The sequence below is a fragment of the Wenjunlia tyrosinilytica genome (assembly GCF_014646055.1).
Taxonomy (GTDB): domain Bacteria; phylum Actinomycetota; class Actinomycetes; order Streptomycetales; family Streptomycetaceae; genus Wenjunlia; species Wenjunlia tyrosinilytica.
Genome location: NZ_BMMS01000044.1, coordinates 1 through 13,100, shown reverse-complemented (window position 1 = coordinate 13,100; position 13,100 = coordinate 1). Strand labels below are relative to the sequence as shown.

Here is a 13,100-nt window from a genome sequence, read left to right as displayed (position 1 = left end):
CCCTAGGCCGTTTCGTTTGGATCATCTTGCCGACCAGAGGAAGATGCCTGCGAGGTGGCGTCCGGCGAGGTAGATCGTGGCTGTTTTCTCGTAGCGGGTGGCGATGCCGCGCCACTGTTTCGAGCGGTTGATGCACCGCTCGACGGTGGTGCGTTGACTGTACGCCTCGCGGTCGAAGGCAGGTGGCCTGCCGCCTCGGCTGCCGCGACGCAGGCGGTGGCCGCGTTGATCAGCCGGAACGGGGATGACCGCCCGGATGCCGCGCCTGCACAGGTGGTCGCGGATGGCGCGTGAGGAGTACGCCTTGTCGGCCAGGACCACATCCGGTCTGGTGCGGGGTCGCCCGCGGCGGCGGGGGACACGCAGGCGCGCCATCACATCCACGAAGGCGGGCGCGTCACCGGCCTGTCCGGTGGTGAGAACGAACGCCAGGGATCGGCAGCGAGCGTCGGCCGCAAGATGGATCTTCGTACTCAGCCCGCCGCGGGAGCGGCCGATGGCGTAGTCGTGCGGCTCGCGGGCCGGGTCCCTTTCTTGCGGGCCCCGGCCGCGTGCTGGTGGGCGCGCACGATCGTGGAGTCCACCGAGACGGCCCGGTCCAGGTCCTCGTCAGCGTCAGCCTGGGCCATGAGCGCGGTGAACACCCGCTCCCAGGTTCCATCGACGGCCCACATGCGAAGCCGGTTGCAGATACCCCTCCGGTTGCCGTACTTCTCGGGCAGGTGGACCCACTGCGACCCGGTCTGGAACTTCCAGGCGATCGCATCGATCACCTCACGGTGATCTCGCCATCGACCACCTCGCCTGGGCGTCCGGTCCGGCAACAACGGCTCGATCCGGCCCACTGCGCATCAGTCAACGACACACCCGGACCAACGATCAGCTGATCCAAACGAAACGGCCTAGTGCGTTGTCCACGAACGTTCGCCGGGGTGGTCGTGGGTTGGTGCTTGCGGTGCTGGGGCTGCCAGGCTCGCTCTTGATGGCCGGATGGTCGCTGTTGAGGGTGAGGTCGTGGATGGCAGAGCCAGTCAGGGCACGGCGGTTGAGTGACAACGAGGGTCAGAAGCTGCAGCAGATCGTCCGGCGGGGCAGACACGAGTCGGTGCGGGTCCGACGGGCCCTGATCATCATGGCGTCGGCATCGGGCACTCCGGTCACAGCGATCGCCCGGTTGGTCGCCGCTCACGAGGACACTGTCCGCGATGTGATCCACGCGTTCAACGAGAAGGGCCTGGCCGCGCTGGACCCTCGGTGGGCGGGAGGCCGTCCCCGCCTGATCGGCGATGACGAACGCGGGTTCATCATCGCGACGGCCCAGACCCGCCCGGTGACGGTGGGACGTCCGTTCACGCACTGGAGCCTTCGCAAGCTCGCCGACCACCTGGCCCGCAACCGGGTCCGGACGGTCAAGATCGGCCGGGAACGGCTGCGACAGATCCTGCGCGAACACGGGATCTCCTTCCAGCGCACTCGCACCTGGAAGGAGTCCAAAGATCCTGACAAGGACGCCAAACTCGACCGCATCGAGCACGTGACCAGCCATTTCCCGGACCGATGCTTCGCCTTCGACCAGTTCGGCCCGCTGTCGATCCGCCCCTGCCACGGCTCCGGCTGGGCCCCCGGAGAAGAAACCGGAGCGACTGCCGGCCACCTACCACCGCACCCACGGTATCCGCTACTTCCACGGTTGCTACTCCATCGGCGATGACCAGCTGCGGGGTGTGACCCGCCGCCGCAAAGGCGGCGACCACAGCCTCACGGCACTGAAGTCGATCCGGGCCGCCCGACCCGACGGCGCCCCCATCTACGTGATCATGGACAACCTGTCGGCGAACAAGACCCCGGCGATCCGGGCCTGGGCAAGGAAACACAAGGTCGAGTTATGCCTGACGCCGACCAGCGCGTCGTGGGCCAACCCGATCGAGGCCCAGTTCGGGCCACTGCGCAACTTCGTCATGGGTGGCTCCAACCATCCGAACCACACCGTGCTCGCCCGGAAACTCCAGGACTACCTCCGGTGGCGCAACACCAACGCCCGGCACCCCGACGTCCTGGCCGCCCAACGCCGCGAACGCGCCAAGGCCCGCAGCGAACGCCAACAACGCTGGGGCCGACCACGACCCCAAGCCGCCTGATCACCCACCGGCGAGGCTGGCGCGGTCGTCGCCCTGGCGCGCTCCGACCGGGAAGGCCGCCAAACGAGCGCTGGATACAGACCTGCCGACGCGAGCTCCTGGACAGAACACTGAGCGTTTTCAGCGCTGCCGCTCCAGGGCGAGGATGGCTGCGGTGATTGACGACATTCGATTCGGACTGCATCGTGCCCTGCGGAGGATCCGCCACGACTTCAGACGTGCGACGCCGCGCTCGACCGGTGCCCGCGCTGCGGACAGTGCGCGGTTGACGGTTTGCTGGGTTGGCGTGAGGTCGCGGCCCGGCGGGCGCCTGACGGACGTCGTTGCCCACGGACCGGCCCCCATGTAGGCGCGGTCGGCAAGGATCGGGACACCTTGGCGATTGTCGGACGATCGTGCTCCTCAGGTTTCTGTCGGAACCCGAGCTGCGCGAATCCATCCAGGCGATGACGAAAAAGGTCGAGGCGTTCCACAGTTCAGCAACTGGCTGATGTTCGCCTCCGACGTGCTCCAGGACAACGACCCGGACCACCAGGAGAAGACCATCAAGTTCAACGAGCTGCTGGCGAACTGCCTCATTTTTCATACCCCCGTGGACATCACGAAGGTGGCCAACGACCTCATAGACGAGGGCTGGGAGGTGGACCCGGTGGACCTGGCCACAGTCACCCCGTACATCACGAGCAAGACCCGGCGCTTCGGGACCTGGCACCTGGACATGGAGCCGCCCGAGAACGAGGCGGTGGGCCGGTTGCGGATGGTCGCGTGACGGTGCGGCTTCCCGGCCTGAGAGCGAGGTCTCGGAACATCTCCACAGCATCGGTACTGAGTTGCAGGCCATCGCATGCCCCGGAAGTCTACGCCGATCCTCGGGAGCGGGACCGGCGTAGACTTTGGGCGACTTTAGGCAGGCGTCCGATCGATCTGGATGGACGGTCGTTCAACTCCGAGGACCAGCGTTCTCACCCATGTGTGCTGTTGGGCAATCGCCATGCACGCGGGCGAGCAAGGATTCGTACGGGATATCGAAGTGTTCTAGAAGTAGTTGGTGCGGGAAAATGAATCCGCTACCAGAGCGGCGCAACAGGATGCGGATTTCGGAGTCATGGAGGAAGTGTTTGTAGCGAAGGGGGGCAGAGCCGGAACGTGCCAGCAGGACTCGCATGACAATGTGGCGCAGGACGGCGTAGCCGCCGAGGCCGAGCCCGCGAGACAATCCTATGTAGGTACCGACGATGAGACCTGTAAGGGCCATACGCCCTGGTGTGGTGGTGTCGTCGGAGAGCATGGTGATGCCAGCAGTCAGGACTCCGGCGGTGAGGCCGAAGCAGATCGCGCTGATCGCGCAGTACCGGGCTGAGCGGCGGATGCCTTCGTTGGGTTGGGCACGGTGTTCGGTGATGTGCGGTATCAGGCGGTCTGAGATGAACAGTTCCGCGCATCCCAACGCAGCTGCAAAGAAGAAGGCGATGGCGCTCAAGTCGTCCGGGTGAGCGCTAACGGTGCCCATAGATACAAAGATGAAGAACACCTGCATAGCGTTGGTTATTACATGAAACATCGTCAGGTGCTTGAAGTCGGTGGAGACGATGTTTTTGTAGTTGTCCGTCGTCGAGGAGCGCCACTGCCAAGTCCAGGTGACTCGTTCCACTGGGTTTACGCCTTTTATCAGCAGGTGTTCGAGGACTGATCCCCACAGTCGGCCGCTGGCGATGAACAGGAACGCCGCGATACCCAGCAGATCTGGTTCCGTCAGGGTTCCTGTAGCAGCGAGGAAAACCGCCCCCAGGAGCACCGCGATACCAGCGATGAGACCGATCGTGATGGCGTCCACCGACCAGCGCCCCGGGGGCGAGTTCCGACGTCCTCCGCCCTGACCGCCCTCAAGGCGTTCCACCAAGCCGTCAAGCGTGAGGAGGTTCCACAGCGCTGAATATCGCCGGCCGCGGATCCCGCCGACCGTATCCCATGGATCACCCACGGCTCGGGGAACCCAAGTCGGATCGATCCGGTCGAGGTAGAGCACGTGTTCCCCTCGGGCCGTGAGGGTGCGGGCGAGCCACGTCAACCACTGCAGGGTCTCGCGGTCCTGGTACGAAGTGGAGCGGTGGTCGAGCATGCGGCGGACGTAGGCGTCAAGGATGCGGCTGAGGCGCTGCTCGGGGGTGCCTGGATCGCGTAGCTCAGTCGCAGGCCGATGGGCGTAGGTGTGGCTGATGATGTTGAGCATCAATGGGGATTGCAGCAAACCCCAGAGGTTGCGATCCGCCTCCAACGCGGCGCGTACGTCGGCCAGAGCATCAGCGTGGGTGGTCAGGTACGCTTGCACTTGGTGGCGGTCGGGCTTACCGAGTTCGATATACTGTAAGGCCCGGATGGTCTTGGCGAGACCATAGTCACGTTCACGGCAGGTCACCACCACTCCGGTGCACTGCTCCCGGAACTGACGGATCTCCTCTGCGCAGGCATACCGGTGTTCCTCGGGTACTCGGTCGAGTCCGTCCAGGAGGGGCAGGATCGCGTCTTCGGCCAGCCAGGCGCGGGTAATCTCCGTGGAGATGCCGTCGTAGGCGATCCTGACCTCGTCGGCGATCCAGTCATGCAGGGGCTGCCCACGGTACCTGGCCAGGCTGAGCAGAAGCGGGATCACGGGCGGCTTGTGCCTCTGACCTGTATCGATCTCCTCGATCTGCTTCAGTGCTTCGAGGGAGAGTTCCCTAGCCAGAGTGGCCAGTTGGGTCGTCTTGCCGAGTCCGGAATCGCCGATGAGTACGAGGCTTTCCGCCGCAGAACCGAAGAGTTCACGGAGCGTCGTATCCTCGGCTACTGGTTCTCGGATGGCGTGGGGTCCTGATGATCGTCGATGCCTGCGTCTGTCCCGCCTCGTGCCGGGTTCGTCGGTGAGCCGGGTGAACCGCGGATGCAGGTAGAGGTTCTTCCCTCTGTGGGACAGGGTCTCCTCGGCCCGGAACAGAACGTGCTTGATCATCACTTGGCGTCTGCGTAAGGAGGAGTTGGCCCGATGGCGATGCTGCTGCTGCCATGCCGCGGCAGCAGCCAGCTCGACTGCCAGTGCCAGCCCTGCGGCTGCGAATCCAACCTTGTCCTGTCGCCACGCGACCAGGCCCGCTGCAGTGGTGATCCCCAACAAGCCGAGCAGGGTCCAGGCCATGCTCCGAGCCCAACGCCACGTCGCCCTACGTGGACGCTGCCAATCACCCACCCCCAACGATTCCTTGGTGGGACGCTCGCTGTCGTCCTCCACCCAGGGCAGCGGCGGGAACTTGCCCGCACGGCGCCCTTCTTCATGACGGCGCTCGGCCTTCGCCCACCGTGGTTCCCAGTCGTCGGGCTTGCCTTTTAGCGCCGCGACAACACCCTTGCCTGTCTGCCATGTGGATGGCCGCTGGCCCTTGAGTATGTAATTCACCCATCCAACAGATATGTGAGCCTGCTTTGCGATGTCCGCCAGCGTTGGACGGCCCGCTGGCTTGTACAACTCGTCATACAGAAGCCGAGCCAGATCTGCCCACGGCCCGTCGCTCCCTGGGCGATCGATCCCTGGTGTTCGCCTACCGCCCCGCCCCTGCCGCTCCGCCATCCTCGTGTTGCTCCCTCACTGGTCATTCACTCATTCACTGCTGGTCAGAGCCCCTTTCGGGCCCCTCTGAGGCATGTCAAGACTGAGGGCATCGGTCGACCGGTACACCCAACTCAGTCAGAAGGGTCTCGATCACATGAATGTCCTGAGTCATGCAGGCGACTACGTCCCAGCCGTGGCATTGTTCGCCCTTATCCGCTCCATGCTCTCGCGCGTGGCCGTACTGGCTGCACTGGCATTGGTGCTGCGCGGCAGTAAGGCAAGCGAGCGGCCCGAGTTGCTGGTCGGCTTTGTTGACTGCCTCGTTCCCTCCCGGGTGGGGCGGGCGATGCGGCGCGTGCAGGACATGACGGGACGCGACGTTCCTCGGTGACCATGTGCGTCGACCGGTAGCCGTTCGGTTGGCTCGACTGGGCATATTCGCCCCAGCGTCGCAGTCGAGCCAACCGGCAGCCGGAGGGTCGACGGAGGTTGTTGCCGCTCGCTTCGGCCGTGTTCTCGTATAGCTACGGCAAACGGACATGTAGCGCTGCGTGATGCACGGGGCCTGCCTCGGCACGAGAGTCAACGGTACAGCGGCTGGCGGTAGCAGCGGTCCACTTTGGGGTCGGTCTACCTGATTTTCGGGTCAACGACAGACTGCCAGTGTAGTGCCGCAGTAAATGCCGGATTTACTGCGGCAGAGCCTCTACCGTGATCATCGCGACCTGCGGCGGACTCTCCGGCCGTCGCAGGCGAGGCGTACGCATTTACTGCGACAGAGTCAGGAAGGGGTAGGCAGTGTCGGTCGAACTGGCGAGCGTGCCGGAGGGTGAGGGCGCACTTCTGTCGCCGCGCGCCCAGGTGGTGCCCTTGTCCGCTCCTCCGGCGACGTACACCGCGGCGGTCGAGCGGTACCTCACCGGTGCGGGGATCGCGAAGTCCTCAGCGCGGATCTACCGGATCTCGCTGACGACGTGGGGGTGGATGGTTGCCGGGCAGCCAGCGCCGACCGGACGCGCCCGCCGCGGCGCGAAGCCACCCGTCGTGCCCGTCTCCGTAATTGACGACCCGGCGCTGCCGGAGACGCTGGCGGAGCTGGCGGCGGCGCGGGCGGACGAGATGGACGCCGACACCGTCAACCGGGAAGTGTCCATCGCGCGCAAGGCAATCGGCTGGTGGCAGCGTCAGGGCTGGATCATCGGCGACCCGACGATTGGTATCGAGCGGCGGCCGGCACCGCCCGACCGCACCAAGGCCCTGGCCGAGAACCAGATCGCCGCCCTGTGGCGCCTGGACGTCGGACTCCGCGACAGGACGTTCTGGAAGCTCCTCTACGAAAGTGCCGCACGGGCCGACGAGGTGCTGTGCCTGAACGTGGAAGACCTGTACCCGCACGACAAGCGCGGCAAGATCACGTCCAAGGGCGGAGCGACCGAGTGGATCCACTGGCAGTCCGGCACCGCCCAGCTCCTACCCCGCCTGATCGCCGGCCGCACCCGCGGCCCGCTGTTCCTCACCGGCCGCAAGGTGCCCGCCGGCACCGCCACGCTGGACGTATGCGAGGAGACCGACCGGGCCCGCCTGTCCTACCGCCGAGCAGAGGAGATCTTCGAGTACGCAACGCGGCTGCTGGCCAACCCCCTCGCCTGCCCCGAGGACATCGCCAACCTGGAGGGCTTCACGCTGCACCGACTCAGGCACAGTGCTCTGACGCACGATGCCGAGCGCGGCACGTCCACGCCGATGCTGCTGGCCCGCTCCCGCCACGCCTCCGTGCGGTCCCTTGAGCGGTGCCCGCCCCGACGTCGACGCGGTCGCCGCGCACGTCGCCGCGAGCGACCCGGCCGCCCGCCGTCGGGGTTGATCACAGCGGCCTACGGCACGTTTCCGGCGTATTCCGGCTGCCCTCCTCCAGGAGCGTGGTCACCAGACGGTAAGAGCCCTCGAAATTGCTGCCATCGGTGCAGGTGATACTCACCTGGGCTTCGATGATGCGCACCGGGACGCCGCCGATGACCGAGAGATAGGAGGAGTCGGCGAGAGTTTGAAGGACTGGTGGGCGGCGGCGCTGGCGGATGCGGCCCAGGACCTGTGCGCCGGTGGCGTGCGCGGCGGTGAGGAAGTGGTTGCTGTCGAAGCCCCGGTCCCACAGCACCAGCATCTCGGGGCCCAGATGGTGCAACAGCCTGGTGGCGTAGGAGGTTTCGCCCTCCCGGGTGGGGCCGAAGACCGCCGCGATGACGGCCCGGGTGCCGGTCTCGACCAGCGTCATCAGCTCGACCTGGGGATACCCGCCGTGCAGGCACCGCCCCCAGCCAGCCCCGGTTGCGTTCGCTGTCAGGCACCTTGATCGAGCTGCAGCCATCGAACGACACCGTCCGATATGGGACGAACCGCACCCCCGGCATGGTTGGCCGAGCCAACGGCCCGGCCAACACCTCGAACAATGCACGCACCGGCGCGCTGCCGAGTCGGCGGCGCAGATCACGGAGTGCCTTCGTGCTCGGGCGGACAACCGGCATCCCCGACAGGCCGGCCGTCAGCTTGGCCCACACGAGCCGATAGCCGACCTCGGGGAACATGCACGTCGCCAGTAGAAAGTAGACCCCGACCCGTGAGGGAAGATCCCGCAGCCGCCGCTGCACGGTCCGCGTCTCCGACAAGACGGCATCGACCAGCTCGAACGGCACGACCGGCGTCAGCTCTCCCAGATGGGCCGGTGCAAACCGACTCGCGGCCACAGTGACCGTACGGGTGATGGTCGCCAGCGGCGACGGCAGGACACAATGACCGGGCAACGGAGCTCCTTCGGGAACAAGCTGTCTTGGACGACTGCCTGTACCAACGAGCTCCGTTGCTGCGTGTCAGGACTTCCTCAACTCCCTTGCGCTCATCTGCAAAAACGCTAACTACCCGGCCTTGGAGGTTGTCCCCGTGTTTGCGACAGCGAAGGGACAACGGCCTTCCTCTTCTACCGATCCCTTGCCGTCGAAGCCCGGCTCAGGCAATCGGCTTCAGCACCTCGTAAATGGCAAGGAGGATGGGTGGAAGCGTACCAATCAGGGATCCGATCGCCACGATGGTCACGGGCAGGCCGCGCTTGGCGCGCAGGGTCCGGGCAAGGAAGCCCACCAGCACAAAGAAGGCCAGGGCAACGACCACCCCGGCCATGAGCAATGTGGAACGTTGCTGTTCCATGAAATCTCCTCTTGAGCCATGCCTAGTCCGACTCTTGACGAGCGTCAGCGGAAAAGATCATGAAAAGCTCAGGTAGGAGAGCTCCATCTACCCCACCACCGCACGGCAAGTAACGACGACGGTAGCCTAAGTGGGGCGACATACACCAGAGTTGACGGAGTCGAGTACGGCTGCGGTGCTTATCCAGCCCGACTGGCCGTCCGAGTGCGGTCCCTGTGCTTCGGAGGGGAAGGTGGGTGCCTCGGGCTACCACCCCCGAGGCACTCCACCTGTGTCCTGGGACAGGTAGTCGTCGGACTAGGCGGCCACAAGACACCCACCACTATCCTCCGGCGCCCTGGGCAGGCAATCTGCATGCAGTTTCAAACGCTGTATGTCCACGTTGACGGGCTCTTATCACGGACTGTCTCTTCGATCTCTATGCTCTCACTTAACGGATACTTCTAGCCATGCTGCGCCGTCGAGGACGAGCGCAGCAGTGGAGGATCTGCCCCGACCTGGCGGACGTACGTCCGTTTCGCGCCCGCAAAACCGGCCCGTAGAGGGGTGGCCAGCTGCCGTAGGCGTGAGTCGAGTCTCTGAGGGGACCACGCGGGTTGGCGGCCAATGTGGTCGCCATGCGTCGCCATGCCTGGGCTGAAGTAGCATATGAGCAGATCGAGCGGCTGTCGGCGAGGTGGCCGACGGCTGTGTTGGACCAGTTGGCGACCGGCCGTTGGCGTGATGTTGCGCAGGTTTCCTCGAGGCTGCGCGGCGGAACGAGTCCGTCCGTGTGGGCCGCGGGAACCTCCTGCGCCCCATGTTCAATTATTGATGGAGATAGACAGGCGGACAGATGCTGGTCCTCCAGAAAGCCCTCGTTGCGCCATGACCTACTCGTCGGTGACCTGTACCGAAGTGCGATCCTTCTCGATCGCTTAACGGATGCTATGCGAGCTGTTAGCCTGAAGCCGCAGGCATCGTAGGGGGGAAACTAACTATGACGGGTTGTCAGTTTTTTCTCCTCGGGCCGGTGCAGTGCCGCCGCGAGTCGATCCCGATTGCCATGGGGCCGCCCCAGCGCCTGGCAGTACTGGTCATCCTGCTTCTCGCCACCAACGAGGCGGTTAGTGTCGCGTGCCTGCGTGAGCGCATCTGGGGCTCACGTCCCCCGGCCTCCGCGGTGACAGCGCTACAGGTCCATGTCCACCACGTTCGGAGCCAGCTACGGAGCTTCGGCGTTGCCGATGCGCCGCGCGTAGTCCATCACCCGGCCCATGACTCCGACAGCGGGAGCTACACCCTGCATGCCGGATCCGAGTGCATCGATGTGCACCGGTTCCGCCAGCTACTGGACGAGGGCGAGGCGCATCAAGCGAAGGGAGATAGCGCACGCGCGATAGAGGCGTTCGACTCTGCGCTGCGCCTGTGGCGAGGCGATCCTTTGGGCGGGATTTGGAGCTCTGTCTACTTCGACGGCATCCGGTCCAGTCTGGAAGAGATGCGCTTCGATGCTCGCAAGCGCCGGGCAGCCTGCTTGATCGATGTCGGAGCCGCGTCCCGAGCCATGCAAGACTTGTGGGATCTGCGTATGCGCCACCCTAATGATGAGAGGGTGGTGATTCTGCTGTCCTCCGCCTTGAGGGATTCGGGTGACTCCAGCCGTGCGCTAAGCCTGCTCGCCGATGAGCTGGCGCGTTGGCAAACGAACTTCAGAATGGCGCCACGCTCCCTGCTGATCCAGTACGAGCACCTGCGGTCCGGCTCTGCGGATGCGCAGCCTCACCTTGGTGGCGCAGCCCGATGAGCGTGGAAGCCCGATTGCTGGGGCCAGTGACGTTGATTGTGGACGGGCGTGACGTCACACCCTCGGCACCTCGTGCGCGCAGCTTTCTCGCCTCGCTGCTGCTGGCCGTCGACACGGTTGTGCCGCGCGAGAGCATTATCGCGGATGTGTGGGGTACGGGAGCTCCGGTGACAGCGACTGCCCAAGTGCAGTCATGCGTTCATCAGCTGCGTAAACCCATCGCTGTGGAGGTAGGGACGAGCCGGTGTCGCCAGATCATCGCATCGCATCCAGTCGGTTACGCAGCCCATATCCCCAGGCGCAGCCTGGACCTGGTCAGATTCGAGGATCTGACGGCCAAGGCCCGTCAAGCTCTTGCGGACGGGAGCACCGACCTCGCACACAGCCTGTTGCAGCGGTCTTTGCAGCTGTGGAGTGGGCCGGCGATCGCGGGATGCGCTGGCGGCGACGGCCTTCGCCGACAGGCGGGCCGTCTTGAAGGTCTCCGCCTGGAGGCCCTGGCTCTGCGCATCGAGGCTGACCTGTCTCTTGGGCGTTCCTCGCGCGTCGTTCCCGAGCTCATGCGTCTCAGCGGCGAGTATCCCTCGTATGCGCGCTTTCAACTGCAGTTGATTGCAGCCCTGTACAACACCGATCGCGCCTATGAAGCACTGCAAACGCAGCAACGCGTTCTAACTGCCCTACCCAAGGACGCTGCTCCCACCGATGTCGGAGCGTTGCAGGCGATGCGTTCTGCCATCATGCGCGGCGACCAGAACATCTACCGGCCCATCATTGCCCCTGCGGCACCGCTTGCTTTGCCGCGTCGGACAGCAGACGTCCGCTTCTCGGTGCTCGGACCAGTGAGGGCCCAACGCGATGGGCATTGGCTCGATACCGGTTCGCCCCAGCAACGAGCCGTGCTGTCGGCGCTTGTGTTGCGCGATGGCCGCACTGCAACCCTCAACGAATTGGTGGACGCCGTATGGGGCGAGGAGGCCCCGGAAAGGGCCCTCGCCGCGTTGCGCACCTACGCGTTCCGCTTGCGCAAGGCCCTCGGCTCGGATGTCCTGATCTCCGATGCGGGTGGCTATCTCGTCAAAAGCGTGCCCGGGGCACTGGACCTGAGCGTCTGCCAGAAGCTGGCCGTCGAGGCGGAGAAGGTGCGTGCCACCGGTGAGCTTCCCCGGGCACGGGAGTTGCTGCGCCAGGCGCTGTCGCTGTGGGAGGGAGAACCGCTCGCCGGTGTCCCCGGCCCGTACGCCGCGGCGCAGCGCTCGCGGCTGTCCGACTGGCGGATCGCGCTCCTGGAGAGCCGTCTGGAGTTGGATCTGGAGCTCGGCGGCCATGCCGAGGCGGTCTCGGAGCTGACCGCGCTGTCCGCCGAGTACCCGCTGCGCGAGCGGCTGCGTGGCCTGCTCATGCTGGCCCTGTACCGGGGTGGGCGGCAGGCCGAGGCGCTGGGCGTCTACGCCGACACCCGCCGCCTGCTCGCCGAGGAACTCGGCATCGACCCCGGTCCCGAACTCGCCGAGCTTTACCAGCGGGTGCTCCAGGCCGACCCCGCGCTGACGCCCCCGGTGCACGCCGCGGCGCCCCCGGCGGCGGGGGCGGGGGCGGGGGCGGGGGAGCATCAGACCGTCCGCCCGGCCCAACTACCGGCGACGGTGGCCGACTTCACCGGGCGCAAGGCGTTCGTGGAGGAGCTGAGCGAGCAGTTGTCGAGCGCGGAGGGCCGGGTCATGGCAGTCTCCGCGGTGGCGGGCATCGGCGGTGTCGGCAAGACCACGCTGGCGGTCCATGTCGCGCACGCCGCCTGCGAGCACTTCCCCGACGGGCAGCTCTACGTCGACCTGCTCGGCGATCAACCTGCCCCAACCCTGCCTGAAGCCGTTCTCGGGTCCTTCCTCCAGGCCCTGGGTATCCCTGACCAAGCCATCCCGGACGGTCTGGATCAACGAGCAGCGCTGTTCCGCTCCACGCTTGCTGGACGCCGCGTTCTGATCCTGCTGGACAACGCCCGTGACGCCACCCAGGTGCGCCCCCTGCTGCCCGGCTCCCCCGGCTGCGCGGTGCTGGTCACCGGCCGCACCAGGATGGTGGACCTGGCCGGCGCCCACCTGGTGGACCTGGATGTGATGAGCCCGGAGGAGGCGCTGACCCTGTTCACCCGGATCGTCGGGCAGGAGCGGGTCGGAGCGGAACGGGACGTTGCCATGGACGTGGTCGTGGCGTGCGGCTTCCTGCCGCTGGCCATCCGGATCGCCGCCTCGCGCCTGGCCACCCGGCGCACCTGGACGGTCTCGGTCCTGGCGAAGAAGCTGGCCGACGATCGGCGGCGGCTGGACGAGCTGCGGGTGGGCGAACTGGCCGTCACCGCGACGTTCGAGCTCGGGTACGGCCAGTTGGAACCACC

8 protein-coding genes and 5 pseudogenes are annotated in these 13,100 nt (G+C 65.9%); 7 read left to right on the top strand and 6 right to left on the bottom strand.

Going from position 1 to position 13,100, the window contains the following annotated elements:
- Window positions 1-21 precede the first annotated feature (21 nt).
- A pseudogene (locus tag IEY86_RS32230) lies at window positions 22-880 on the bottom strand (IS5 family transposase).
- Between the two features lie 138 nt (window positions 881-1,018).
- Between IEY86_RS32230 and IEY86_RS32225 the strand changes: the two are divergent.
- Window positions 1,019-2,138 (top strand): annotated as a pseudogene (locus IEY86_RS32225) (IS630 family transposase).
- Window positions 2,139-2,258: 120 nt separating this feature from the next.
- Here IEY86_RS32225 and IEY86_RS32220 read toward each other — a convergent pair.
- A pseudogene (locus IEY86_RS32220) lies at window positions 2,259-2,519 on the bottom strand (transposase family protein); the annotation flags it as partial.
- Window position 2,520: 1 nt separating this feature from the next.
- On the opposite strand from IEY86_RS32220, the gene IEY86_RS32210 reads away from it, so the two are divergent.
- Entirely contained in the window at window positions 2,521-2,907 is a 387-nt protein-coding gene (locus IEY86_RS32210) for a Tn3 family transposase (RefSeq protein WP_265805999.1), read from the top strand.
- Between the two features lie 171 nt (window positions 2,908-3,078).
- On the opposite strand, the gene IEY86_RS32205 is transcribed toward IEY86_RS32210, so the two are convergent.
- Window positions 3,079-5,568 carry an NACHT domain-containing protein gene (locus IEY86_RS32205; protein WP_189135450.1) on the bottom strand — a complete coding sequence of 830 codons (2,490 nt, stop codon included), beginning with the start codon at window positions 5,566-5,568 and terminating at the stop codon, window positions 3,079-3,081.
- A 346-nt stretch (window positions 5,569-5,914) separates the two neighbouring features.
- On the opposite strand from IEY86_RS32205, the gene IEY86_RS32200 reads away from it, so the two are divergent.
- Together IEY86_RS32200 and IEY86_RS37105 are read left to right on the top strand one after the other, a co-directional pair.
- A complete protein-coding gene (locus tag IEY86_RS32200) occupies window positions 5,915-6,112 on the top strand; it encodes a hypothetical protein (RefSeq protein ID WP_189135449.1) in 198 nt (65 codons plus the stop codon).
- A 407-nt stretch (window positions 6,113-6,519) separates the two neighbouring features.
- On the top strand, window positions 6,520-7,692 hold the full coding sequence (locus tag IEY86_RS37105; RefSeq protein ID WP_229698958.1) for a tyrosine-type recombinase/integrase: 1,173 nt from the start codon (window positions 6,520-6,522) through the stop codon (window positions 7,690-7,692).
- On the opposite strand, the gene IEY86_RS37100 is transcribed toward IEY86_RS37105, so the two are convergent.
- The 3 genes and pseudogenes from IEY86_RS37100 to IEY86_RS32180 form a co-directional block, all read right to left on the bottom strand.
- Complete coding sequence (locus tag IEY86_RS37100) at window positions 7,586-7,993, bottom strand: hypothetical protein (RefSeq protein WP_229698963.1); 408 nt, start codon at window positions 7,991-7,993, stop codon at window positions 7,586-7,588. The genes IEY86_RS37105 and IEY86_RS37100 overlap by 107 nt on opposite strands.
- A 226-nt stretch (window positions 7,994-8,219) precedes the next feature.
- Window positions 8,220-8,411: pseudogene (locus tag IEY86_RS37095) on the bottom strand (transposase domain-containing protein); the annotation flags it as partial.
- A 310-nt stretch (window positions 8,412-8,721) separates the two neighbouring features.
- On the bottom strand, window positions 8,722-8,919 hold the full coding sequence (locus IEY86_RS32180) for a hypothetical protein (RefSeq protein ID WP_189135447.1): 198 nt from the start codon (window positions 8,917-8,919) through the stop codon (window positions 8,722-8,724).
- A gap of 979 nt (window positions 8,920-9,898) precedes the next feature.
- Between IEY86_RS32180 and IEY86_RS32175 the strand changes: the two genes are divergently transcribed.
- The 3 genes and pseudogenes from IEY86_RS32175 to IEY86_RS32170 form a co-directional block, all read left to right on the top strand.
- Window positions 9,899-10,705, top strand: coding sequence for an AfsR/SARP family transcriptional regulator (locus IEY86_RS32175; RefSeq protein WP_189135446.1), 807 nt, complete (start codon window positions 9,899-9,901; stop codon window positions 10,703-10,705).
- Window positions 10,702-11,337 (top strand): annotated as a pseudogene (locus IEY86_RS38310) (AfsR/SARP family transcriptional regulator); the annotation flags it as partial. The gene IEY86_RS32175 and the pseudogene IEY86_RS38310, both read left to right, overlap by 4 nt.
- A 93-nt stretch (window positions 11,338-11,430) precedes the next feature.
- The coding region (locus IEY86_RS32170) for an AfsR/SARP family transcriptional regulator (protein WP_373287121.1) at window positions 11,431-13,100 on the top strand (1,670 nt) is incomplete at its 3' end.